Origin of the sequence: Actinopolymorpha sp. B9G3, assembly GCF_040120725.1 — a bacterium.
Taxonomy (GTDB): Bacteria; Actinomycetota; Actinomycetes; order Propionibacteriales; family Actinopolymorphaceae; genus Thermasporomyces.
This window is the reverse complement of sequence record NZ_JBEEAB010000001.1, coordinates 499,727-524,003: the sequence shown is the minus strand read 5'-3', so window position 1 is coordinate 524,003 and position 24,277 is coordinate 499,727. Positions and strand designations below refer to the sequence as shown.

20 protein-coding genes are annotated in these 24,277 nt (G+C 68.2%); 10 read left to right on the top strand and 10 right to left on the bottom strand.

Annotation, left to right across the window (positions count from 1 at the left end; genetic code table 11):
* Position 1 precedes the first annotated feature (1 nt).
* The 4 genes from hpnE to ABNF93_RS02325 are packed head-to-tail and all read right to left on the bottom strand — an operon-like array spanning position 2 to position 3,894.
* The gene (gene hpnE, locus ABNF93_RS02340; protein WP_349325811.1) at positions 2-1,552 is read right to left on the bottom strand and encodes a hydroxysqualene dehydroxylase HpnE; all 1,551 of its coding nucleotides are present in this window, start codon (positions 1,550-1,552) and stop codon (positions 2-4) included.
* Positions 1,549-2,487, bottom strand: coding sequence for a phytoene/squalene synthase family protein (locus ABNF93_RS02335; protein WP_349325810.1), 939 nt, complete (start codon positions 2,485-2,487; stop codon positions 1,549-1,551). The genes hpnE and ABNF93_RS02335 overlap by 4 nt, the downstream gene beginning before the upstream one ends.
* Positions 2,484-3,362 carry a squalene synthase HpnC gene (hpnC, locus tag ABNF93_RS02330; RefSeq protein WP_349325809.1) on the bottom strand — a complete coding sequence of 293 codons (879 nt, stop codon included), beginning with the start codon at positions 3,360-3,362 and terminating at the stop codon, positions 2,484-2,486. The genes ABNF93_RS02335 and hpnC overlap by 4 nt, the downstream gene beginning before the upstream one ends.
* A gap of 43 nt (positions 3,363-3,405) precedes the next feature.
* Complete coding sequence (locus tag ABNF93_RS02325; RefSeq protein WP_349325808.1) at positions 3,406-3,894, bottom strand: MarR family winged helix-turn-helix transcriptional regulator; 489 nt, start codon at positions 3,892-3,894, stop codon at positions 3,406-3,408.
* A 411-nt stretch (positions 3,895-4,305) separates the two neighbouring features.
* Here ABNF93_RS02325 and ABNF93_RS02320 point away from each other — a divergent pair, with 411 nt between their 5' ends.
* Complete coding sequence (locus ABNF93_RS02320) at positions 4,306-5,535, top strand: hypothetical protein (protein ID WP_349325807.1); 1,230 nt, start codon at positions 4,306-4,308, stop codon at positions 5,533-5,535.
* 55 nt (positions 5,536-5,590) lie between these two features.
* Here the strand turns inward: ABNF93_RS02320 and murJ are convergent, their stop codons facing one another.
* Both murJ and ABNF93_RS02310 read right to left on the bottom strand, forming a co-directional pair.
* On the bottom strand, positions 5,591-7,159 hold the full coding sequence (gene murJ / locus ABNF93_RS02315) for a murein biosynthesis integral membrane protein MurJ (RefSeq protein WP_349325806.1): 1,569 nt from the start codon (positions 7,157-7,159) through the stop codon (positions 5,591-5,593).
* A 9-nt stretch (positions 7,160-7,168) separates the two neighbouring features.
* Positions 7,169-8,302 carry a sensor histidine kinase gene (locus ABNF93_RS02310; RefSeq protein WP_349325805.1) on the bottom strand — a complete coding sequence of 378 codons (1,134 nt, stop codon included), beginning with the start codon at positions 8,300-8,302 and terminating at the stop codon, positions 7,169-7,171.
* Positions 8,303-8,570: 268 nt separating this feature from the next.
* Here ABNF93_RS02310 and ABNF93_RS02305 point away from each other — a divergent pair, with 268 nt between their 5' ends.
* The 3 genes from ABNF93_RS02305 (at position 8,571) to ABNF93_RS02295 (ending at position 10,761) form a co-directional block, all read left to right on the top strand.
* Positions 8,571-9,254, top strand: a complete 684-nt coding sequence (locus ABNF93_RS02305; protein ID WP_349325804.1) for a response regulator transcription factor — start codon at positions 8,571-8,573, stop codon at positions 9,252-9,254.
* An 80-nt stretch (positions 9,255-9,334) separates the two neighbouring features.
* Positions 9,335-10,012 carry a hypothetical protein gene (locus ABNF93_RS02300; RefSeq protein WP_349325803.1) on the top strand — a complete coding sequence of 226 codons (678 nt, stop codon included), beginning with the start codon at positions 9,335-9,337 and terminating at the stop codon, positions 10,010-10,012.
* Positions 10,013-10,125: 113 nt separating this feature from the next.
* On the top strand, positions 10,126-10,761 hold the full coding sequence (locus tag ABNF93_RS02295; RefSeq protein WP_349325802.1) for a hypothetical protein: 636 nt from the start codon (positions 10,126-10,128) through the stop codon (positions 10,759-10,761).
* 11 nt (positions 10,762-10,772) lie between these two features.
* Here the strand turns inward: ABNF93_RS02295 and ABNF93_RS02290 are convergent, their stop codons facing one another.
* Entirely contained in the window at positions 10,773-11,624 is an 852-nt protein-coding gene (locus tag ABNF93_RS02290; protein WP_349325801.1) for a GAF and ANTAR domain-containing protein, read from the bottom strand.
* Positions 11,625-12,008: 384 nt separating this feature from the next.
* Between ABNF93_RS02290 and ABNF93_RS02285 the strand changes: the two genes are divergently transcribed.
* From ABNF93_RS02285 to ABNF93_RS02265, 5 genes are read left to right on the top strand one after another with little or no spacing between them, the layout of a single operon-like run.
* The gene (locus ABNF93_RS02285; RefSeq protein WP_349325800.1) at positions 12,009-13,856 is read left to right on the top strand and encodes an ABC transporter substrate-binding protein; all 1,848 of its coding nucleotides are present in this window, start codon (positions 12,009-12,011) and stop codon (positions 13,854-13,856) included.
* A complete protein-coding gene (locus tag ABNF93_RS02280; RefSeq protein ID WP_349325799.1) occupies positions 13,853-14,935 on the top strand; it encodes an ABC transporter permease in 1,083 nt (360 codons plus the stop codon). Before ABNF93_RS02285 ends, ABNF93_RS02280 begins: the two co-directional genes overlap by 4 nt.
* 10 nt (positions 14,936-14,945) lie before the next feature.
* Positions 14,946-15,851: an ABC transporter permease gene (locus ABNF93_RS02275; protein ID WP_349325798.1), complete on the top strand. Its 906-nt coding sequence runs from the start codon at positions 14,946-14,948 to the stop codon at positions 15,849-15,851.
* Positions 15,844-16,788 carry an ABC transporter ATP-binding protein gene (locus tag ABNF93_RS02270; RefSeq protein ID WP_349325797.1) on the top strand — a complete coding sequence of 315 codons (945 nt, stop codon included), beginning with the start codon at positions 15,844-15,846 and terminating at the stop codon, positions 16,786-16,788. The genes ABNF93_RS02275 and ABNF93_RS02270 overlap by 8 nt, the downstream gene beginning before the upstream one ends.
* 16 nt (positions 16,789-16,804) lie before the next feature.
* The gene (locus tag ABNF93_RS02265) at positions 16,805-17,722 is read left to right on the top strand and encodes an ABC transporter ATP-binding protein (RefSeq protein WP_349325796.1); all 918 of its coding nucleotides are present in this window, start codon (positions 16,805-16,807) and stop codon (positions 17,720-17,722) included.
* A gap of 12 nt (positions 17,723-17,734) precedes the next feature.
* Here ABNF93_RS02265 and ABNF93_RS02260 read toward each other — a convergent pair whose 3' ends face one another.
* Positions 17,735-18,862, bottom strand: coding sequence for a D-arabinono-1,4-lactone oxidase (locus tag ABNF93_RS02260; protein WP_349325795.1), 1,128 nt, complete (start codon positions 18,860-18,862; stop codon positions 17,735-17,737).
* A gap of 206 nt (positions 18,863-19,068) precedes the next feature.
* Here ABNF93_RS02260 and ABNF93_RS02255 point away from each other — a divergent pair, with 206 nt between their 5' ends.
* Positions 19,069-20,247, top strand: a complete 1,179-nt coding sequence (locus ABNF93_RS02255) for an amino acid deaminase/aldolase (RefSeq protein WP_349325794.1) — start codon at positions 19,069-19,071, stop codon at positions 20,245-20,247.
* 46 nt (positions 20,248-20,293) lie between these two features.
* Here the strand turns inward: ABNF93_RS02255 and ABNF93_RS02250 are convergent, their stop codons facing one another.
* Together ABNF93_RS02250 and ABNF93_RS02245 are read right to left on the bottom strand one after the other, a co-directional pair.
* Positions 20,294-21,058: a P-loop NTPase gene (locus tag ABNF93_RS02250; RefSeq protein WP_349325793.1), complete on the bottom strand. Its 765-nt coding sequence runs from the start codon at positions 21,056-21,058 to the stop codon at positions 20,294-20,296.
* Positions 21,055-24,252, bottom strand: a complete 3,198-nt coding sequence (locus ABNF93_RS02245) for a glycoside hydrolase family 2 TIM barrel-domain containing protein (protein WP_349325792.1) — start codon at positions 24,250-24,252, stop codon at positions 21,055-21,057. The genes ABNF93_RS02250 and ABNF93_RS02245 overlap by 4 nt, the downstream gene beginning before the upstream one ends.
* Between the last annotated feature and the right edge of the window lie 25 nt (positions 24,253-24,277).

Here is a 24,277-nt window from a genome sequence, read left to right as displayed (position 1 = left end):
GTCATGGGACCTCCTTCGTCGGCCCCATGACCATGGTGCTGTGCTTTTTCATGACCTCACTTCGTTCGGTCACTGTGGCCTCCGTGAGCACCCGTCCGAGGGCGTGTGGGTCGCGATCGATCGAGTCCGCCGCGCGGAGGCCACTGCGGACAGCGCCCTCCATCGTGTCCGGCCAGCCGGTGGCCGTCCACGCTCCGGCAAGGACCAGGCCGGGCAACTCCGTCCGCGGTGCCGGCCGCAACGCGGCCGTCCCGGGACCCTGGCGGAAGGTGGCATGCGGTTCACGGGTGACGAACGACTCGATGAGCCGTGCGTCGCGGGCCCGCGGAAAGAGAGCGACCATCGCGTCGGCGTACTGGCGCTCGAGCTCCTCGGCCGGCGTCGCGATGTGGCGGTGGGCGGCGGAGAGCGAGACGACAAGGTACTGGCCGCAGTGGACGCCGGCCGCCTGGCTCCGGTCGAACACCCACTGCACGGGAGAGTCGAGTGCGGCGGCGAACGCGAGCGGCATCACCGACCGGTCGTAGTGCAGGTGGACGTTGACGATCGGGGAGGACCCGAGCCCGGTCCAGCGGTAGCGCAGGGGTGCGGCTTGCTCCGGGACCAGGGTGCCCGCCGCCTGGTGGGGGACCGCGAGGACGACACTGTCGACCGCGACTTCGCCGTCGTGCGTACGAACGAGGAATCCCGCGGTGTCGCGGTCCCTGGCCGGCACGATGGCGGCTACTTTCGCCTTCGTGTGCAGGCGTACGCCGAGATGGGCGAGGAGCCGCGCGGCGGGTTCGGCGTGCAGCTGGCGGAGCGGCACGGCCGGGATGCCGAGGTCGGCGGCCCGGGAGTCCTCGAGCAGGCCGGTACGAAAGACGCGGGCGGCCAGCGCGAGCGAGGCGTCGTCCGGGTGCAGGTTCAGCGCAGCGACGGTGATGAGCGCCCACAGCCGGTCGACGGCGTGCCCACTCTGGCCGCGGATGCGCAGCCAGCTGCCGAAGGTGAGGGTGTCGTTCGCCGGGTCGTCGGGGTCGACCGTACGCAGGGCGAGGACGGCCGGCGTGAGCCGGGCGCGGTCGGCGAGCGACAGCGGTGCGTAGCGCGCGAGGGCCGCGCCCAGGTGCAACGGTGCGGGACCGCGGCGGCTGCGGCGGAGCCACGCCGTCCGGTAGGGCAGGTCAGCGGAGCCGCGGTGGAGGACCGGGATGGCGAACCGCTCCTGCACCGGGGCGTCGGCGCTCACGCCAAGGCGGTCGAGCAGCCAGCGGTAGGCCTCGTAGCACCGCAGGAACACGTGCTGCCCGGTGTCGACGGTCAGGTCGCCGCGAGGGAAGGAGTACGTCGCGCCGCCGAGATGCGGTCGCGCCTCGAGCAGCGTCACCGCAGCACCCCGGTCGGCCAGCCGGCAGGCCGCCGCGATGCCCGCGAGACCACCGCCGACGACCGCGACCGATCGTCCGGTGAGGGAGGCCGCCGGCCCTGCCTCCGGCTCCGGCGCCGCGCCCGGCCACGCCCCGGGCTCCGGCCCTGCCTCCGGGTCCTGCCCTGCCTCGGGCGCCGTCATGCCGTACCCCGCAGGATCGCGCGGGCAGCGACGGCTGCCTTCTCCCGGCCCGGCAACGACAACCGGGTGTGCCGGGTCGCGTCCGGGTCGGTAAGGATCCGGCCCAGCAGGCGGTGGTAAATGCCGGCCATCGCGGCCGTGCACGCGCGGCTGCGGCGGTCGAGCAGCGGGAGGAGTCCGAGCCCTCGGGCGTACCACGTCTCCGCGCGCTCGGCCTCGAACCGCACCAGGTCGGCGAACCCGGGCGAGCCCGCGAGTGCGCCGCCGGCGTCCACCTCCAGCGAGCAGCCGAACCGTTCGAGGTCCTCCTCCGGCAGGTAGATCCGGCCACGCTGCCGGTCCTCCCGCAGGTCGCGGAGGATGTTGGTGAGTTGGAGTGCGACACCCAGGGTGTCCGCCAGCGGTGCCGCGCGCGCCTGGTCGGGCGGGTCGAAGACGCCGAGCGACAGCCGCCCCACCGAACCGGCGACGCTCCGGGCGTAGCCGACGAGGTCGTCGAACGTCTTGTACTGGTGGCCGCGGACGTCCGCCTCGCAGCCGTCGACCAGCTCGTCGAACGCCGCCACCGGGATCGGGAAACGCCCGGCCGCATCGGCGAGCGCGGTGAGCACCGGGTCGTCGGCTCTCCCGTGCGCCAGACGTTCGTACGCCCCGATCTGACGTACCTGGGCTCGGACGGTGGCGAGCCCGCGGAGCTTGTCCTCGTCCGGCAGGTCACCGTCGCCGATGTCGTCGATCCGCCGCGCCATCGCGTAGACAGCCGACAGCGCGCGCCGCTTCGCCGCCGGCAGCAGCCGGATGCCGTAGGAGAAGTTCCGCGCCTCCTGGCGGGTGATGGCCTCGCAGACGGCGTACGCCCGGACGACTGTCGGCGTCGACGCCGGCTTCGACGCCGGTGCCGGCGACTCTGCGCGGTTGCTGTCCCCCGCGGTCATCCCCACCCCCTTGCAACGCTCCGTAACCAGGCACCCGCCACATGACGCGATGTGGGTTTCGGTACCCGTCGCAGCGGGTCGTAGTCGCCTCGGCGCAGAGCTGTGCACGCGGCCCGACCGCCGGCGATGTAGCCCGAGACGGCGAGCCGGGCCCGGCCGGTCAGTGCGGCGAGCAGGGGAGTGCCGGCGATCAGCCACGCCTCCGCGCGTTCGGTCTCGAACGCGATGAGGGAGCGCAGTGCGGCGGACGCGGACGGAAGGGCGAGGTCGGTTTCCGCGACGCCGAAGGCGTGGAGGTCCTCCTGGGGCAGATAGACCCGGCCCATGCGGTAGTCCTCCGCGACGTCCTGCCAGTGCTCGACCAGTTGGAGGCCGGTGCAGATCCGATCGGAGAGCTCGACCCGTTCCGGCGTCGCTTTGCCGAAGACGTGAAGCACCAGTTCGCCGACGGGGTTGGCGGACAGCCGGCAGTAGCCGACCAGATCGTCGAACGTCGCATACCGCGAGACCCGCTGGTCCTGCCGGTTGGCCTCGATCAGGCGGAGCAGCGGGTCGGCCGGCAACCGGCGCCGGGCGATGGGTGAGGCGAGCGCGGCGACCACCGGGTCCGATGGCGCCCGACTTCCGTCGTACAGCGCTTGGACATCGGCGCGGAGGGCGTCGAGGGTGCGCAACCGGGCCATGCGGTCACCGTTGCCCAGGTCGCCCGTGTCGTCGACATGGCGGGCGAAGCGGTAGAGCGCCTGCAGGTCATTTCTGATTCGTGGCGGCAGCACCCGCAGGGCCACCGGGAAGTTCTCGCCACCTGCTTTTGCCAACGGATCATCGGCTCCGATGGCAGGCGGGCCGACGCGTTGTGGATCCCAGGCACTCACCGCTCGCCTCCGCCCCGCTGAACCCTATCTATCGGGTCACGAGCTATTGCGATTTCAGCTTAGGGGGATGACCGTCTGAAGTGTGGGCAATGTCGCGGGAAACGCCGTGAAGATATCGTTCCGCAATTTCTCGAATGAGGCCCTCGGACACGTTGAGTGCCGCCGCCATCTCGTGCAACTCCGCCAGGTGGGTCGGGGCCATTTCCTCGATTCGTTGGCGGCCACGGGGGGTGAGGTGAAGGCGTACGATCCGTTGATCTTGGGGATCTGGCGCGCGGCGTACGAGTTCCATCGCCTCCACCCTGGCCACGAGTTCGACCGCGCTGTGATGTCGGACCAGAAGATAGTCGGCGATTTCGCGAATACTCGGCGGTGTGGTTTCAGGGCACGCCCGAAGGATCAGCAGAAGTTGATGTTGCTGGGAGGTGAGGCCGACCCGGGCGGCACTTTGTGCACCACGCAGCAGGAAGCGCCGCAGCGCATAACGATAAAGGAAGAGGCTGCGGAACTGCTCGTCGGTGAGGCGTTCCATGCAGGTGAGATCCGGTGGGTTGGGCGGCCCGTGAAAACCGCATGTCGCACTGCCACATCGTAGGCTGGCCGATCGCATTGTCGGGGCGTTCAGTGCGAATGTCGCCGCCGGATAATGACCACGCTGAGCATGCCTTGCGGTCGGTGGGACCCCTTCCCGGCTCGCCGAGGTGTCGAATGGCGGACCCGGGGTCGCCGCGCTCGACGCATGTCCGGCCCGCGCACAGTACGGCAGCCGCACGTGTTGCGCAGAGTGACGGGTCGGCGGAGTCCAACGCGGCTCGGACTACAGGCAGAAAACAGCGGAGTTCGAGAGCATCGCCCGGACTGGGTGGCACAGCACCGCGCTTGGCGCGACGTCGACTGTCGACTGCATGGCTGCCCGCGCGAAACGCTCGACCAAGGAGCCGCCATGACTGGGCTACTGGACAGCAACCTGCAACGGGCATACGACGATCTCGCTGATGTCCGCCGGGCTCTGGCCTTCCTGCACATCGCAGACAGCGGGCGCGGTGACCCGATCGCGACGATCCTGGCATGGATTGACTGGGACGAGTCGAAACCCTGGGACAGCGCCAACCACGTCGGCCGGGGGCCGAGCAGCGGGATGGGCGAGATGCAGACGGCGATCGACGAGCTCACCAAGCAGCGCAACGCCCTCGCGACAGCGTGGAAGGGTGCTGCCGCCGAGGTGTTCCTGGACTTTTCCGCCAGTGTCCTGGAGAACTGCCGCCGCGTCGTGGAGGAGCTCCAGGCCATGGTGAAGGTCATGGCGTCCGGAGAGGGAACAACTCATCAGGCGATGAAAGATCTCACCAAGAACGCTTGGAAGGCTGCTGGCGACATCGCCGACGACTCGAAGGTGAAGAGGTCGGTGGAGCGCATCTTCCACAGTAACGATCAGCAGGAGCGTAGCGATGCGCGGCTGGAGCTGCTGGGAGTGATCGAGCGCCTGAAAAGGGGGGTGACCGCCGAGGTCGATCGGATCGACGAGAACGTGCTGGTGCTGGTCAAACCCTTCGCGTACGAGCTGTCTTTGAAGAACCCCCTGACCGGTGCCGGCGGCCCGCCATCAAGGACCGAGATCGACTTGAACATCGCACGCCCCGCAGGACAGGCGATGCTCCCCGCGATCGCCGGGATCAAGCGGGCGGCGAGGTGTATGGAGGAGGCGTGGCATGCGGTCGACCAGTACTCCTTCGGAACGTCGGCCAACGCCCAACACGTCCTCCACATATGGCGGCAGGCACTCGCCCACCGTCGGACCGACATCGCCAACTGTTACGGCCAGGCCAAGGGCATGTACGGCGGTATGAGTGCCGTCATGCACAGGTACGCCTACATCGAGAACAACAATCAGGAACGCATCGACAACATCCTCAGCGGCGACATGCAACGTCAGAGGCTCGACGACTACTGGCACAAGAACGCCTCCGGCAAGGGTCCCGACGGCACTGCACCGATCTACAACGAAACTGCCGAAACGGAGGCAGAGCTCGACGCCCTCGACGAGGGATGGGACGGTAAGGGCGACGTGCCATCGGACTCGGGGCCTGGTGAGGTCAAGAACCCAGAGCCGCCCACCCCGGCGGAGATCGCCGACGAGATCGGCCAGAGAGGGGTCAGGGGCGGGCTGAGATAGGCGGAGCCGGTAGCGGACTGGAGGACGCATCCGGTAGCCGGACGGCAGGCGGAAATCAGTCGGGCGGAGCGGGCGGCGTCTTCCGCAGGCGAAGGTCGTGCAGGCTGGCGCGCAGTTCGGCGAGGGCGGGTACCCGCAGTGCCACCACGACGACCGTGTAGGACGCCAGGCAGACGGTGCCGGTCGCGCCCAACGCAAGGAGCGCGTGCACGGCGTCCCGGACGTCGACCGCCCGGAGGACGAGCCAGCCGGCGGCAGCGGACACCACCGAAGCGGTGAGGACCGCGACAACCGTCCGCCCGAGCGGCTTCAGGGCGACCGCCCGGTGCCGACGTGCGGTCAACACGCTGAGCATGACCGCCGCCACGAGGACCGAGAGTGACGTCGACGCCGCCAGGCCGCTCACGCCGTACCGCACGCCCAGAGTGAGGTCCCCGGCGACGTTGACCGCCATCGCGGCGAGCGCGGTGAGGACGGGCGTACGACTGTCACCCACGGCGAGGCAGGTACGCGCGACGACCTCGCGGACGGCCAGACCCGCGAGCGCGACCGCGTAGAGCGACACCGCGAGCGTGGTGAGCTCCACAGCGCGGGCATCGAAGTTCCCGCGCGCCAGCAGCAGGACGACGATCGGCTTGGCCGCAATCGCGAGCACGATGACGACCGGGGTGATGAGGACAAGGGTGACGCCGAGGACCCGCTCGGTGGTTCGACGCAGATGAGCCCGGCGCGACGGGTCTCCGAGCGTCGAGAACGCAGGGAACAGCGTCGTCGTGAACGCCGTCACCAGCACGACTTCGGCGAGCGTCACGATTCGCCAGCCGTAGCTCAGTGAGGCGATGGTTCCGGCACCCTGCGCCGATCCGACGGCCCGGTCGACCATGGTGTTGACGTTGAGGATCGCGCTGCCGACGAGGAGCGGCGGAACGAGGGCGAGCACCTCCCGGAAGCCGGGGTCGCGAAGCCGTAACGACGGGCGGAGCTTCAGCCGGATCGTGGTGACGGCGGGCAGCTGGAACAGGAACCTCGCGACCGACCCGACCACGAACCCGACCGCGAGCGCCCCGACACCGAACTGCCCACCGAGTAAGACCGCGCAGGCGATCATGATGATGTTGAACGGAATGCCCTGGATGCCGGACCAGAAGAACTTGCCGTGCGCCTGCGCGGCGGCGGCGAGCAGATTCGTACCCGCGATGAACACGGTGGCCAGCAGCACGATCCGGGTCAGCCGGACCGCCTCGTCGGCCGTCGCGGCGTCGAAGCCGGGTGCGAGCACGCTGAGAAGGGGTTTCGTCGCGACGAACATCAGGACCGACCCGGCGACGAGCACCATCACGGTTACCGTCAACGAGACCCGCACCGTGCGGTGGCCGGCCGCCACGTTGCCGACGTCCACCGCGCGCGCGACCGGCGGGATGAGGCCGCGGGCCATCGCACCGGTGATCAGACCCAGAACGACGCTCATCAGGCCCTGCGCGACGAGGAACGCATCGACCGACGACGACGCGCCGAACACCGCCGCCATCACCGCGTCGCGGCCGAACCCGAGAACCTGGCTCACTGCCGTGAGCCCGGCAAGCAGCACCGAGGAGCGGACGACGGTCCGCCGGGTCGCGCTCACGCCGGCCCGTCAGGTGCGTACGTCGCGGTTGTCGTAGCGATGGTGTGGCGCCATGGCGCCACCACGCGGGCCCTCGTGGCGTGCCGGCGAGGGCCACGCGCTGCCGGTCCGGTTCGCAAGCACTGTCTCCTGCTCTGGTCGGCTGGTCGTCGTCTCGCCCTCGCCGCCGCCGGCAGGGCTCCCGCCAGCGCCGACGCCAGCGCCGACGGCCGCGCCTACGCCCACGCCGACGGGACCGCCGCGGGCACCCGCGGTCCGGCTGTGGACGAGTGGGAGTACGACGGAGAAGGTGGCACCCGCACCTGGGGTGGACTCGAGGGTGACCCTTCCCCCGTGTGCCTGGGCGATGGCCCGCACGATGGCGAGGCCGAGGCCGGAGCCACGCAGGGGAGTGGCGGCCGTGCCGCGCTCGAACCGGCGGAAGATCCGTTGCGCATCACGCGGACGTACGCCGGGGCCGGTATCGCGGACCCACAGGCGTACGTCCCCGGCGGCGCGGTCGATGCGGCAACCGATCGCCACCGCGTCGGACTCGCCGGTGTGCTGGACCGCATTGTCGAGCAGTTGGAGGAGCGCCTGGGTGAGGCGGTGCGGATCGGCCACGACATAGCCGCGCTCGTGGATCTCGATCCGCCAGTCGCGGTTGCCGAGCGTCTGTGCCTTGGCGGCAACGTCGTCGACGAGCGCGCCGACCTCGACGAGTGAGGGCCGGAGGAAACCCGGGCCGTCGGAGGTGGTGAGAGTGGCGAGGTCGTCGACGAGCCGGGCCATCCGGTCGACCTCGTCCAGGAGGAGCGTCCGGGTGTCAGCCACCTCGTCGCGGCTGGTGGCGTCCAGCAGCTCCAGGTGCCCGCGCATGATGGTGAGGGGCGTACGAAGCTCGTGGCCGGCGTCGGCGAGGACCTCGCGGTACCGGTTCGTCGCCAGCGGGGCGAGGATGCGACCGGCGATCGGCCAGGTCGCGAACCCGACCAGGAACAGTCCAGCCGGCACCAGGAAGAGATATCCCGTCGCGGTGAGGGCGACCCCCACCGCCGTAGCGAAGACCGCCAGGCCGACGATCTTGAGCTGTGCGGAGCGGGTGGGCCGTCGCGCGAGCACTGCCGGGCCGCCGGCCCTGTGCACACCTGCCGTCGACGTCACCACGTCGCCCCCGAGTTTCTTCGCCCGATCTAGGTGCGATTATCGACGCTATCGAAAGATTTGTTGTACGAATCCAACGATTTTAATCCTTCGTACGAACGCCGGTGTTTTGTGACACCTCACGGGGAACACGCTAATTGAGTGGCAGGCTGCATCGGGTCTGATCTCGACGTGTCCTGGGTGGGCCGCTCTTTCGTCGGCAGGTTTCGCGTGAGCGGGGAGCCTCCGTTTCTGAGCGACAAAAACGATCGAGCACGAGGGGGCGGGTATGAGCAACATCCTCATCGCGGAGGACGAGTCCGGGATCTCCGGATTCATCGAGAAAGGATTGCGGGCCAACGGATTCTCGCCGACGACGGTGACCGATGGTGCGACCGCCCTCGACCATGCGGCGACGGGCGATTTCGATCTTCTCGTCCTCGATATCGGCCTGCCGGACACTGACGGGTTCGAGGTCCTGCGGCGTCTTCGTGAGGCTCGCAACTCCATCCCGGTCGTGATCCTCACCGCACGGGACTCGGTTGACGACACGGTGGCGGGTCTGGACGGCGGCGCCGACGACTACATGAGCAAGCCGTTCAGGTTCGAAGAACTGCTCGCGCGGATCCGGCTCCGGCTCCGCGCGGCCAACAGCCCGACGACGACCATCGTGCGCAACGGGGACCTCGCCCTCGACCTGCGGACGCGCCGGGCGTACGTGTCGGGGCGCCCGGTCGAGCTCACGACCCGGGAGTTCCTGCTCGCCGAACTCCTGCTCCGCCACCCCGACCAGGTGCTCACCCGGGAGCAGCTGCTTTCCCATGTGTGGGGGTACGACTTCGACCCGGGCTCCAACGTGGTGGACGTCTACGTGCGTTACCTGCGCCGCAAGATCGGCGCCGAACGCATCGAGACGGTCCGCGGTGTGGGGTATCGGCTCGTGCACGCGAGCCGTCGAATGACGAAAGTCTAATCTCGGGGAGCCCTCTGCACGGACCAGCCAGAATGACACCGGCAACGGGCACGACGGCAGGTCTCGGGGGGGTTTCGAACGTGGGTGCAGAATCGGCTCGATGGACGATGGTGACGGTCGACAACCGATGTTTCGGCCGGCTCACGGTCCGGACTCGTTGGCTCGGCCCGGACGATGATCTCGCCGCGGTCCTGCTCGAGTACTGCTCAGAACGCCGTCCGGGCGACACGATCGTGGTCAGCGAGAAGGTGGCCGCGCTGCTGACGGGCCAGTCCATTCCGGTCGAGAGTGTCCGGGTGGGCTGGGAGGCGAGGTTGCTGTCTCGGTTCATTCGTACGCACCATGACACCCTGGGGTTGTCGGTCCCGGTGAAGATGGCGTGGGTCGTGCAGCACGTCGGTCGCGTGCGGATCTTCGCCGCCGCGGCGGCGGCCGCCGTGACCAGGCCCTTCGGCATTCGTGGGACGTTCTACCGCCTCGCGGGAGACCCTGCCCGCCAGATCGACGGCGGGAGTCCACCGCACGCGGATCTGCTCTTTCCGCCGCTCGACGGCGAGGTCGCGGGCGCGATCTGCGACGAGATGGAAGCCAAACTCGGCGTCGGCGTCGCGATCGCCGACATCAATGATTTCGGTGGCTCCATTCGCGGTGTGTCAAAAGCCGCGCTTCCGAAGGGAATCCTGGCCGACGTTCTCGCGGACAATCCCATGCGCCAGAAGGCGACCGGTACACCTTTTGCCATCGTGCGGCCAGCGTGAATGGCGTCTCTCGGCTTTCGCGAGTTCATCCGGAAAGGGTGGGCTGACCCTTCGGCGTGCCGGGCAGTGGCTCTGTGAAGCAACCCCGAGCGCGATCGTAAAGGGATGTACACATGGCGCACCGCAAGCTCAAGCTCCTCAAGCGTGATGGCTTCGTGATCCTGGATCCGTACGAGGGGCGTATCTCACCCGAGGAGTGGGAGTCGCTCAATTACCTGGACTGGAAGTCCGGCGGTGACACGAATTTCGCCGTCCTGGCCTCGGCGGACGGCACGGACGACCCGCGCGGATTCTGGGAGTACGGAAAGCCCGACAAGGACGGCGTGTGGACCGAGAACATCCAGAAGGCGCCCACCCTGAAGCGTTGGGTGGAGAGTTCCGGGGTCCGGTACGGACGGGTCCGCATCATCAAGCTCAACCCGTCGTCCAACCTCGAGGAGGTGCAGACCCGGTTCCTGCACCAGGACGACAACAACCGGCTCAACCCCGACGGTGAGGGATGGGTGGTCCGGGCGTGGATGAATCTCACCGACGACCCTGACAGCTACATGGTGCTGCGTGAGGACAAGGACGACCCGTCGACGGAGCGGCACATCCCGCTCCTGCGGAACGCGCAGTTCCTGGTCGACACCGAGCGGCTCTGGCACGCGGTCTACCACCCGGGTCCGGAGCCGAGGTACGCGATGATCACCAGCTTCGAGTCCGGCCCGGAACTGGAGAAGTGGGTGCGCGCGCGGATGCCGAAGTAGGACCTGGAGTCCTAGCGTCCGTTCCGACCGCGGCGGTCGTTGCTGGTGCCTGCCCGCAGGGTGGCACCGCTCCGGCCGCCGCGTCGTTCGGAGCCAGCCCTCGATCCCGAGCCGGATCGGGCGTCGAGCCGTGCCCGCAGCTCTGTGTGGATGAGGCGGCTCGTGTCGTACGTGCCGTCGACGACCTGCGCGGCCAGGGTGGCGAGCCGCAGCTGGTGGCGTCGAGCGTGGCCGCGCAGGAGCGCGAACGCCTGGTCGACACCGAGCTGGACACGTTCGGCGAGGATGCCTTTGGCCTGCTCGATGACGAGCCGGCTGTTGAGGGCCTGCTGCAACTGCCCGGCGAGGGTGTCGGCGTCCTGGCGGCGCCGTTCGCGCAGGACGCTGATCGTGGCGAGGTGCACGAGGGTGAGCGCGACCTCGGCCTCCGCGTCGGTGCACTGACCGCTGCCGGTCCGGTAGATCTCGATGGCGCCGATGACGTGGTGGCGATGGGTCAGCGGCCAGGTGTGGACCGAGCGGAATCCGGCGGCCAGGGCGATGGCGGAGTACGCCGGCCACTTGGCTCGGGCGGTTTCCAGGTCGGCGCACATGACCGACCGGCCGCTCTCGTAGGACTCGGGGCCCGGGCCGTCGCCGGGTGTGGCCGGCGGAGGAAGGCCCGCCAGCGCCTCCGCCGGCGACGAGGAAGCGACGACCTGCAGGGTGGCGTGATTGTCGGCGAGCATCACCCGGGCGGCGTCGGCGGCGAGGAGATCGACGCTCAGTTGTGCCAACCGGCGCAGGAACGCCGCGATGTCGAACTGCTCGTCCAGGGTGTCGGCCAACTCGATGACGGCCTTGCTCACCCGCTGTTCACACATCCGACCATCCCCCGGTTACGGCGCCGTGGGCACCCCCACCCTCAGCACGGCGACAGCAGATTACCCCATCGATTCCTCGTGTGGAACGAGTGCGAAACCGGGTTGTCACGGGTTCGACCGGCAGGTCGCCGTCGCCGGATCTGAGCGGGGAATGTGGGAACGATGCCAGCACGTCGCCATCGCCGGACCTGACCACGCAATGTGGTAACGATGCCGGCCGGACCTGGGCGTGGGCACGATGTGGCCTGAACTGGGCACGGCGCACTGTTGACTTGGACGGGAGCCGGCAATGTACTTGGCGCACCGACGTGGCGCCTCGGCCTACCCAGTGTGGTAGCGCTCCCGCCCGTCATCAGGGACATCGCGAAGTGGAGGGTCGGCGGGATGGGAACGTCGGAGAAGAAGTACGAGGACGTCGAGGACGTCCTTCGATACCAGGTCATGAACCGACGCAACGCACTCAAGGCGGGTTTCGGCGCCGGCGCCGCGCTGGTTCTCGGCGGCGGCGCGCTGGCGGCGTGCTCGGGCGACGGTGGCAGCTACTCGGGCGAGGGGCGGGAGGCGCCGGAGGGTGCCGAGGCTCCCGTGGTGGGCCGGGCCAACATCCCGACCCCGCGCGAGAAGACCCTGGTCATCGGCCAGGTCGACTACCAGGTCTTCAACAGCTTCAACATCCGCATCCCCAACGGCAGCCAGGCCGGCAACGGCTTCGCCACCATGGTCCGGGAGTACCTCTTCTATCTCAACCTCCCGACCGGTGAGCTGATCCCGTGGCTTGCGACCGACTACGAGTACAACGCCGACTTCACCTCGCTCACGTTCACCTTCGACCCCAACGCGCGGTGGAACGACGGTGAGCCGTTCACCTCCGGGGACTTCAAGTTCACGGTCGAGTTGATGCGGGACAACCCCGACCTGCTGGGTGGCGGTGGCGACCTCGAGGACTTCGTCGAGAACGTCGCGACGCCCGACGAGCACACGGCCGTCCTGGAGCTGAAGAAGTCCAACCCGCGGCTGCACTACATGTTCATCTGCACGATCGCCGAGGGCTTCGACGTTCTTCCGCGCCACATCTGGGCCGACCAGGATCCGACGAAGTTCAAGGACAATCCTCCGGTACGCACCGGTCCCTACATGCTCGACCGGGCGATCGCGAACCAGAAGATGTTCGTGTGGAAGAAGAACCCCGACTACTGGAACAAGGAGAAGCTCGACCCAGCTCCGGAGTTCGTCATCTACCAGTCGGTGGCCGAGTCGCAGGACGCCGCGAGCCAGGCGTTCAAGCGCGCGGAGTTCGACGTGGGTTCGCTCGACGAGGAACACGCGAAGGTGTTGCGCTCGCAGAACTACCCCAACCTCGTGACAACCCCGTTCCACGACCCCTGCCCACGGGCGTTGTGGCTGAACTCCGACCCCTCGCGCGGCATCATGAGCGATCCCAGGATGCACTGGGTGATCTCGTACGTCCTCGACCGCGACAAGGTGGGCAACACGGTCTGGCCGGTGAAGACGCCACCGGCGCAGTATCCCTGGGCCGACTACGACGGCAACGACAAGTGGGAGATCCCGGAGGTCGCCGACAGTTACAAGCTCGAGTACAACCCCGATCGCGCGGCGGAACTGCTCGACGAGATGGGTGCGACCAAGGGCTCCGACGGCAAGCGGATGTGGAAGGGCGAGCCGGCGAGCGTCGAGATCATCACGTCCTCACCTGTCGACGGTGCGGAGTTCATCATCGGCCAGCTGGTCTCGCAGGAGCTGAAGAAGCTCGGACTCAACGCGTCTGTCCGCAGTTACAGCGGGTCTGTCCACAGTGAGAAGTACGAACGCGGCCAGTTCGACATCTCCTCGTCCTGGGTCTGCAACATGTCATGGGACCCGGGTCAGCTCTACACCTTCCTGGAGAGCCGCTATGCCAAGAAGGTCGGCGTCAACGCCGTCGGGCGCAACCAGGTGCGGTTCCGTAACGCGGAGATGGACAGGATCGCCACCAGGCTCGCGAACATGGATCCGGAGAGTGCCGAGGCGAAGCCGCTGCTCGAGCAGGCGATGGAGATCTACTACAAGACCCTTCCGGTGATCCCGGTCATCCAGACCGCCTATCCGGCGTACTACAACACGACGTTCTGGGAGGGGTGGCCCACTCAGGATGACCTGTACAACGTCCCGAACAACTGGTGGGGTCAGTTCATGTTCGTCATCGGTCGGCTGAAGCCGACAGGTAAGAAGTGACGGCGGTCGCGGAGACCGAGCGGGCGGAGTCGGTCGTCGAGGCGGGCCGGGTGCGGCTCTGGCTCGCCCGGCATCCGCTGGCCAACTACGCGATTCGCCGCTTTGGTCTTTACCTCGTCGAGCTCTGGGGCGCGGTGACGGTCGCGTTCTTCTTCTTCCGGATGATTCCGGGGGATCCGATCCAGACGTTCATCCAGACCCTGCAGCAGAACTACGTCTACAACGAGGCCGCGAGCGCGGAGGTCATCGCCCGTTACCGGTCGGAGTTCGGCCTCGACGGAAACGTCTTCTCGCAGTACCTGCACTACATGTACCAGGTGCTGATCGGGCACGACCTCGGTCCGTCGCTGCTCAACTATCCGACGCCGGCGCAGGACGTCATCATGCGGGCGATGCCGTGGACGATGGGTCTGCTCGGCATCTCGGCCGTGCTGGCGTGGGTGATCGGACTGTTGGCGGGCGCCCTCGCGGGGTGGCGGCGTGGCAAGGTGGGTGCGGACCTGATCACCAACCTGTCGATCGCGCTGTCCCACGTGCCGTACTACTTCCTGGCGCTGATCCTCACATTCGTCTTCGCGTACCAGCTGAACTGGTTGCCGGCCAGATCGGCCTACGACGCGCGCATCGACCCAGGGGTGAGCCTGGAGTTCATCGCGAGCCTGGTGCGCTACGGATTCCTTCCGGCATTGTCGATCATGGTGATCGGAGTGTTCGCATGGTTGTTGTCGACCAGGATGTTGATGGTTCCTGTGCTCGGCGAGGACTATCTGACCTACGCCCAGGCCAAGGGTCTGCGCCCGCGGCGGATCCTCACGAAGTACGCGCTGCGCAACTGCTATCTGCCGCAGGTGACCGCGTTCGGCATCTCACTCGGCTTCATCTTCAACGGCAATGTGCTGGTCGAGCAGCTGTTCAACTATCCGGGCCTGGGCGCGACGCTGGTGAATGCCATCAACATCCTCGACTTCAACACCATCCTGGGCGTCACCAACCTGGCGATCTTCTCGGTCCTCACCGCCAACCTCATTCTCGATCTGCTGCTCCCGCTGCTCGATCCGCGGGTGAAGTACTGGCGTTAGGGAGTCTGGGATGAGCGTGACGACGATGGCGGTGGCGTGGCGACGGCCCCTGGGTGCCTTCGGTCGTGCCCTACGGGGGAGCTGGAAACTCAGCGTCGGCCTGGCGCTGTTGATCGGGCTGATCCTGCTCGCGCTGCTCAGCCCCGTGATCTCGGCTCTGGTGGGCGGGGGCGAGGATCCGGTCGCCATTGCGGCGTACGAGAAGTGGCTCGTGCCGTCACCGGACCACTGGCTCGGCACCGACCAGTTCGGGCGGGATCTCTTCGCGATGACGGTCGGGGCGCTGAAGGTCTCCCTCGAGGTCGGCGCCATCGCCGGTGTCATCTCGACGGTGGTCGGCGTGATCATGGCGTTCATCGCCGGATACAAGGGTGGCGTCATCGACGGCACGCTGTCGACGATCACCGACATGGTGCTGGTCGTCCCGAGCTTTCCGCTCCTGATCGCGTTGTCGGCCTACACCAAGAACGTCGGCATCGTCGAGGTGGGCCTGATGCTGGCGGCCTTCAGCTGGCCGTTCGCGGCGCGCACGATCCGGTCGCAGGTGTTGAGCCTGCGCGCCCGGCCCTATGTCGAGCTGGCGAAGGTGACGAAGTTCCGCGACATCGAGGTCATCGTCTACGAGCTTCTCCCGAACATGCTGCCCTACATCGGTGTGGGGTTCGCGTCGTCGGCGCTGGGCGCGATCTTCGCACTGGTCGGTCTCGAGGTGATCGGGCTCGGGCCCGGCGAGACCATCGACCTCGGGAAGATCATCTTCTCCGCGATCGGCACCGGCGCGATGACCCTGGGGGCGTGGCCGATGTTCGTGGCGCCGATCTTCCTTCTCACACTGCTCTTCGCGGCACTCAATCTCATCAATATCGGGTTGGAAGAGGTCTACAACCCGCGGTTGAGAGGAGTGGCCGGTGCCTGACCCGACGCAGAACAAGGACGCCCCGGCCGGCACGGTATCGGCGGCAGCGGCCAAGGCGGCCGCGGCCGAGCCGGTGCTGGAGGTCAAGGGTCTCGAGGTCCACTACCGGACGACGCACGGCGACGTGGCCGCCGTCGACGGCGTCGATCTCACGGTGCGGCGTGGCGAGATCCTCGGTATCGCGGGGGAGTCCGGCAGCGGCAAGAGCACCTTGGCGGTGGCCCTGCTCCGGCTGCTGCGTCCGCCCGGATACGTCGTCGGTGGCGAGATCGCCTTCCACCCTGCTGGTTCGCCGTCTGTCGACCTGTTGTCCGTCGACGAACGCCGGCTTCGGGCGCTGCGCTGGCGTACGCTGTCCTACCTCCCGCAGGGGTCGATGAACTCGATGAACCCGGTCATGCGGGTGGCCGACCAGTTCCGCGACGTCATCGTCGAGCACGGCGTCGACCGGCACAGTGACGTCAACGCGATGATCCCGCGGCTGCTGCGTCAAGTCGGCCTTGACAGCAACGTGGCGCGGATGTACCCGCACGAGCTGTCCGGCGGCATGAAGCAACGCGTCCTGATGGCGATGTCCATCGCCCTCGAGCCGGACCTGGTGGTGGCCGACGAGCCGACCACGGCTCTCGATGTCACGATCCAGCGGGTCATCCTGCAGAGCCTCGGCGACCTCCGCGACGAGTTCGGCGTCACCCTCGTCGTCATCTCCCACGACATGGGCGTGCACGCCCAGCTCGTGGACCGGGTAGCGGTGATGTACGAAGGCAAGGTGGTGGAGGTGGGTGACGTCCGCCAGGTGTTCAAGAATCCGCAGCATCCCTACACCCGCAGCCTGATCGAGTCGATCCCCCGGATCGGGGAGGCTCCATGGCGCAAGGGCGCAGGGAACGAGCCGGTGGGCGAACCGCGCGACGAGAGCCGGAGTCAGGTGCCATGACCGACAGGGAATCGCCATGAGCGAGCGGAGCGAGCGAATCAGTGGGCACAGCATCGAGCTGAACGGCGTTGTGCAGCGGTTCCACGCCCGCGGTACGGCGTCGGGCTTTCTCACCGCCGTCCACGAAACGTCGTTCACGCTGAGTACCGACCCGCCGCACATCGTCAGCCTGGTCGGCCAGAGCGGCAGCGGCAAGAGCACCATCGCGCGGATCATCCTCGGACTGCAGAAGCCCACCAGCGGCACCGTGACCTATGGCGGCAAGAACATCTTCTCGCTGTCGAAGGCGGACTACGACGACTTCCGCCGCAACGTGCAGCCGGTCTTCCAGGATCCGTACGCGATCTTCAACCCGGTCTATCGGGTGGACCGGGTGCTCTCGACGGCGATCAAGAAGTTCGGCCTCGCGAAGTCGAAGCCGGCGGCGCGGGAGCTGATGGAGGAGTCGCTGCGCGCCGTGCGGCTCGACCCGGACCAGGTGCTCGGTCGGTACCCACACCAGCTCTCCGGCGGCCAGCGGCAGCGGATCATGCTCGCCCGGGTCCACATGCTGCGACCTGCGTACATCATCGCCGACGAGCCGGTGTCGATGCTGGATGCGCAGGTACGCAAGACCTTCCTCGACATCCTCGTCGACTTCCAGCAGGCGTACGGAATGACGACGCTGTTCATCACCCACGACCTGTCGACGGTCTACTACGTCGGCGGGGACGTCATGGTGATCACGAAAGGCCGCGTGGTGGAGCGGGGACCGGTCGCGGAGGTCATGCACACGCCCAGTCATCCGTACACGCAGATGCTGCTGGCATCGGTCCCACAACCCGACCCCGATGCTCGCTGGACCGACCGGATCAACCTCGAAGAGGCCGAGCGGGAGGAAGCCGGCCCAGAGATCCCGGCGGACGTCGACGCGGTCGACGTACGCCTTCCCTGAACCTCAGACGGGCTACGACGGCGATCCGGGCGGGCCCAGGATCGTGTCGAGGTAGGGGTTGGTGAAGACGCCGCCCGGGTCGAGTCGGTCGCGGAGGCGGCGGAAGTCGTCGAAGCGCGGATACAGCTCGCGGAGCGCACTGGCGTCCAGCCAGTGGATCTTTCCCCAGTGTGGTCGCCCCTCATATCGTGCGGCGATCTCGGAGACGGCCCGGAAGTATCGGTCGTACGGAAGCCGGTGGTACTGGTGGACGGCGACATAGCCGGTCTCCCTGCCATGAGCAGTGGACAACCAGATGTCGTCCTGCGCTGCGAACCGAACCTCGATCGGAAACGAGATGTGCTCGCCGCTGCGGTCGATCCAGCTCCCGATGTCGGCAAGCATCGCCGGGATGGCAGCACGCGGCACCGCCCACTCGCTCTCGCGGAACACCACCCGGCGAGGACTGACGAAGACGCGATGAGAGGCGTCGGCGTACGTCCGTGCCGACAGCGCCCGTGCCGCGACCGAGTTGACCGCCGGAGTCAGCCGGGGGACTGACGTGGTCACCCGGTTCGTCAACTCGAAGACCAGGTTGGCGAGGAACTCGTCATCAAGCCAGGAACGAAACCTCGACAGGGGCCGGGCGTCACCGGCCGGCGCGCGGTCGTGGTGTTTGGTGAGCGTACGCATCGTGTGTGGGAACCAGTAGAACTCGAAGTGGTCATGGGCATCGACCAGATCGTCGAGGTCGGCGAGCACCTCGCCGAGGGGCATCGGGCGTTCGTCGGCGACGAGAACGAACGCGGGTACGCAGCGCAGGGTGACGGCGGTGATGATGCCCAGAGCGCCGAGGCCGACGCGAGCCGCGGCGAAGAGGTCGGGATCGGTCGTCGCCGAGCACGTCTGGACGGCACCGTCCGCGCTGACGAACTGGAGCGCCTCGACCTGCCCCGCGAGGCCGGGATGTTTCGCACCGGTGCCGTGCGTACCGGTGGACAACGCGCCGGCCACCGTCTGCCGGTCGATGTCGCCGAGGTTGCTCATCGCCAGCCGGGCTTGGGCGAGCAGGGCACTGAGTGCATGGAGCGGCGTCCCCGCGAGCACGGTGACCAGGCCGGTGTCAACGTCGGCTTGCGGGACGCCGGTGAGGTGGTCCAACCGGACCAGCGTGTCGTCGGTGGCGGCGACGGGGGAGAACGAGTGCCCGGCCGACGGCCTTCACCCGGCGGCCGTCCCGGTGGGCAGCGGCGACAAGGGCCGCGATCTCGTCGACACCGCGCGGCGTGCTGACCCGCCGCGGCCGCGAGGTGACTGTCCCGGCCCAGTTCTGCCACGTGGCGGCGTTCATTTGCGACCATGGTCGCATGGCAGCGGGCGACGCGCACGATCTCCGAGCGCGGTACGACGCCGCGACGGCCGACCTGGAGCCGCCGCTGGCGATCATCGACATGGCGGCGTTTCGCGCCAACGCCGACGATCTGGTCCGGCGGGCGGGCGACACGCCGGTGCGGTTGGCGAGCAAGTCGGTCCGCGTCAGGTCCCTGCTGGAAGCGGTTCTGCAGCGGCCGGGGTTCGGCGGCGTTCTTGCGTACTCTCTCGCCGAGGCCGTCTGGCTGGCCGACCATGGGGTCGACGACATCGTGATGGGTTATCCCTCGGTCGATCGGCCCAGCCTTCGAAGGATTGCCGACGAGGAAAGCCTGGCGGCGGCCATCACACTATGTCTGGATGATGTCGCTCAACTCGACTTTCTCACCGCCGTACTCGGTCCTGGCCACGCCGTTGTCCGGCTCTGCATGGATATCGACACCTCGTGGCGTCCGCTCGGGTTGTACGTCGGAGCGAGACGGTCACCGGTCCGGTCTCCCGCACAGGCCTCGGAGCTGGCCCAGGTGATCAAGCGCCGACCGGGATTCCGGCTGGTCGGCGTCATGACCTACGAAGCCCAGATCGCCGGGATTCCCGACGCGGGCGCCGCCGTCCGCTGGATGAAGTCGCGGTCGGCGCGGGAGATCGACCGGCGCCGCCGGCGGGTGCTCGACGCCATTTCCTCCGACGCCGATCTCGAGTTCGTCAATGCCGGTGGCACCGGCAGCCTGGAGGTCAGTGCGGCAGGCGACGGTGTCACGGAGGTGACTGCCGGGTCGGGTCTTTTCGGTCCCACGCTGTTCGATCAGTACCGGACGTTCCGTCCGGTTCCCGCGGTGGCTTTCGCGTTGCCGGTCCTGCGCCGACCAGGGCCGCGGACCGTCACGGTCGCAGGCGGCGGTTATCCCGCGTCCGGCCCGGCGGGGTGGAGCCGGCTTCCCACGCCGTACCTTCCTCCTGGACTGCGAGTTCTTCGTACGGAAGGAGCCGGAGAGGTCCAGACGCCCTTGCGGGGAAGGGAAGCGGACGCCCTGAGCCTCGGCTCCCGGGTCTGGTTCAGGCCGGCGAAGGCCGCCGAGATCTGTGAACGGTTTCTGTCGGTGCACCTGGTCGAGGGGGACCGCGTGGTCGCGACCGTGCCGACCTATCGTGGTGAGAGCCGGGCATTCGGCTGACGGCGTTCCCTCTCCGCGTGAATCCCCCTCCGGTGCGAAGAATCCGTCAGTCGAGGATGCTGGTGAGCTTCTTCGCGAACGCGACGATCTCCCGCCCGGCGGCGCTGTCGGGCGCGGACACCACGAGGGGCGAGGGCGTACCGCGGCCAGAATCGACCGCACAGAAGGGGATCCGGCCGAGCTCCTCCACTCCCTGCTCCCAGATCGCATATTCATGGGCGACCCGCGGGAACAACGCGATGTGGTCACCGCAGGACGGGCAGTCGAGGCCGCTCATGTTCTCGACGCCGCCCACGATCGAGATCGTCCGGCGCTGCAACATCGACACCAGCTTGCGGCCGTCGAGGTGCGCGGCGTACTGCGGCGTGACGACGAGCACGACGCGGGCGTCGGGCACCAGGGCGAAGAGCTCCTGCTGCAGATCGCCCGTGCCAGGTGGTACGTCGACGAGCAGGAGGTCGAGGTCCCCCCACGCCACGTCGTGGACGAGCCGGCGCAGCAGCAGGCCGACAAGCGGCATCTGCCAGTCCAGCGGCTGGTCCTCGGCGATGAGGAACTGCGCCGACATGATCTTCACGCCCTGGTATTCCACCGGTTCGTCGGCGGGGACGTCGGCCTGCCAGAGCGTGATCGACCGTGCGGGTGTCCGCCGGGTGAGGCCCACCATCGCCGGGATGTCCGGCCCGTAGATGTCGGCGTCCACGAGCCCGATCCGCAGCCCCTGCTGGGCAAGGGCGACCGCGGTGTTGAGCGCCAGCGTGCTCTTGCCGACGCCACCCTTGCCGCTCGCGAAGACGATCGTCTGCGTCATGAGAGCAACCGCCGATGGAGGACGGCCGGGTCATCGGCCGGCCGGACCGGGATCAGTCGGTAGTGCAGCTCGTACGTCGTACCGGAAGGAATCCGGTAACGCTCCAACGTGTCGGGGCCACAGCTCGCTCCGCCAAGGCCGCGTTGACGCACGTCAATGGTGAGTTGCGCCTCAGCGTCGGGTGCGACGTCGGTCGTGTGTCGCGCGTCGGTGAGGGTCTGGTCGGAGTACTGCGACACCCTCGCCTCCACCGGCGTCGGCGCGCTCACCGCGAAGCCCACGCCGTCGCCACGCCGCACGGCGAGCCAGCGGACATCGGTCTTGTTGCCGTGTTCCTGGGGCAGGATGTACGGAACGTACTGCTCCTCGACGCTGCCCTGCCATCGTCCGAGGGCGGCTCCGACCTTGCGGTCGACATAGCTTTCGTGCGGGCCGCGCCCGAGCCATTCGAGCTGGGTGAAGCCCTCCGGCACGGTCATGATGGCCCCGATCCTGGGCAGGTCGGGGAGCCCCGGGTCGACGTCGAACCGGTGCGCGACCCCGACGGATCCGTCGGGGTTGACGTCCAGTCGAAGCTCGTGGCCGATGCCGTCGTCACTGCCCCGCGGGTGGAACCGTTCGGTGCGTCCGACGCGGATCCCGCCGTCCGGCCGCTTCTCCACCTCGACCCGCTGCACGTGGGAGACGAGCCGGTCCAGGCCGGCGTCGAGCCAGCGGTAGAGGACCTGCCGTTCGGTGTGCCACGGGTTGGTGGAGTCGCGGATGCCGTCGTTGTCAGTGGGTGCCCGCCAGGCGTTGAGGCCTGGCCCGGTCGCGAGCAGGTCGATGCCGTCGACCCGCCAGCAGGTGAGGGCGCCGTCGGACCGGCGTACGGCGACGTCGACGGTGCCGCCGTGGATCGTCCAGCCGGCTTCGGATTCCTCCACCGACAGCGCTGCCGGGGTCGAGCGTGGCGTGCCAGTAGGACCGTCGGAGGTGGGCGCACCCGCCGCGAGCGGAAGCTCGACCCAACCGACCTCGTGGCCCGATCCGAGCAGAGGCACTTCGCGCGTGTCGACGAAACGCAGGTGGACGAAGGCCTCCTGGCCCGGCTCGAGCGACGGCATACCCCAGGGCAGGGAGAGAACCTCGGCGCTGCAAGGTGGGGTTGACAACCGGCGGAGCGTGCCCGTCTCGACCGGTGTGCCATCGACGAGGACGGTCCACGAGACCTGGAGGTGCGACAGGTCACGGAAGTCGTACTTGTTCCAGATCCGCAGCCGTCCCGCCTCGGCGAGTTCGGGGTCGGGAAGGTCGGCGTCGAACGGCTGGAACAGCCGCTTCACCTCCCACATCGCCGGATGCGGGGTGCGGTCGGGCCAGAAGAGTCCGTCGCAGACGAAGTTCCCGTCATGGGGTTCGTCGTCGAAGTCGCCGCCGTACGCCCAGTGGGCTGGGGCGTCTCCGGAGGAGAAGCCAGGGCGGGGATCGCCGGGTGACTTCAGGATTCCGTGGTCGAGCATCTCCCAGATGAAGCCACCCTGCAGGCCGTGGTGCGACTCGATCGCGTGCCAGTAGTCGGCCAGGTTGCCGCAGGAGTTGCCCATCGCGTGGGCGTACTCGCACATGATGAGAGGCCGGTGGTCGGTCGTCGTTCGCGCCCAGTCGACGATCGCGTCGATCGAGGGGTACATCGGGCAGATGAGATCGGTCGACGCGTGCCCACTCGACCAGTCGGCCGCGATCGCGCCTTCGTAGTGCACGACGCGGGTCGGGTCGACCCGCCGCACCCACGCCGCCGCCGTGTCGTGGTTGGCGCCGTAGCCGGTCTCGTTGCCGAGCGACCAGGCGATGATGCAGGGATGGTTGCGGTCGCGCAGGACCATGCGGCTGATCCGGTCCACGAACGCCGCCTGATAACGCGGATCGTCGCAGAGCGTGGAGTAGTTGGCGTGCGCCTCGATGTTGGCCTCGTCGATGACATAGAGGCCGTGGATGTCCGCGAGCTCGAGAAAGTACGGGTCCGGCGGGTAGTGCGAAGTGCGTACGGCGTTGACGTTGAACGCCTTGAGCACGGCCACGTCCCGGCGCACGGTCTCCCGTGGCACCGCACTGCCGAAGCGGTCGTGGTGCTCGTGCCGGTTGACGCCCCGGATGTAGACCGCCTGGCCGTTGACCAGCAGTTCGCGGTCGCGGATCTCGACCGTACGAAAGCCGGCATGGGTGCGCGTCGCCTCCACCTCGTGGCCGTCGGGGTCGAGCAGGCTGACGATCACGGTGTAGAGGTTCGGCTCCTCCGCCGACCATGGCGCGACCTTCGGAAGTGACGCGGTGAGCTCCACCCGGCCGAGCCCGGGCGTGTCGCCAACACGAAGCGCCGGCTCGCCGCCGAGTGGGGTGTCAAGGGCGTCTTGACGGCCCGGTCCGTCGAGGTGCGCGACCACCCGCCAGCCCGGGCCGGGAAGGTCGCCCACGCTGACGTCGACCGACAGCGAACCCCTGCCGCTCTGGTGGTCGTAGCCCGCCCGCACCGCCACGTCGGCGAGGTGGGTGGGCGCGGTCGCGTAGAGGTAGACCGAGCGGTGGATCCCGGCCTGCCACCACTGGTCCTGGTCCTCGATGTAGCTCGCGTCGGACCACTGGATCACCTGGATGGCAAGAGTGTTTCGCCCCGGCTGCAGGGCGTGGTTGACGAGGTACTCGCTGGGCAGGCGGGAGTCCTTGCCGATCCCCACGGCGACGCCGTTGAGCCAGATCGAGGACACCGAGATCGCGCCGCCGACATGCAGCACGACCCGGCCGCCGGACCAGTCGTCGGGGAGGGTGAACGTGGTGCGGTAGAGACCGGTGGGATTGTGCGCCGGCACGTGCGGCGGGCGGTTGGGGGCAAACGGCATCTGCACGTTGGTGTACTGCGGCCGACCGTGACCCTGCATGGTCCAGTTGCCGGGCACCGCCACGGTGTCCCACGACGCCACGTCGAGGTCGAGATCGAGGTCGGGATCGGCGAAGTCGGCGGGGGTGTCCTCGGGCCGGTCGACCAGCCGGAACGCCCAGTTGCCGTCGAGGAGCAGCATCCTCGGCTGCGTCTGCGCCCGCGCGGCCTCGGTGGAGGCGTAGGGGAGGAGCGTCGCCCGGCCGGGCAGCCGGTTGACCCCGGTCAGTTCCGGTGTCTCCCACGGACGCAGGGCGGTCGCGGCGGTCGGTTCGTACACGATGACTCTCCTTGGTGCTGCTCAC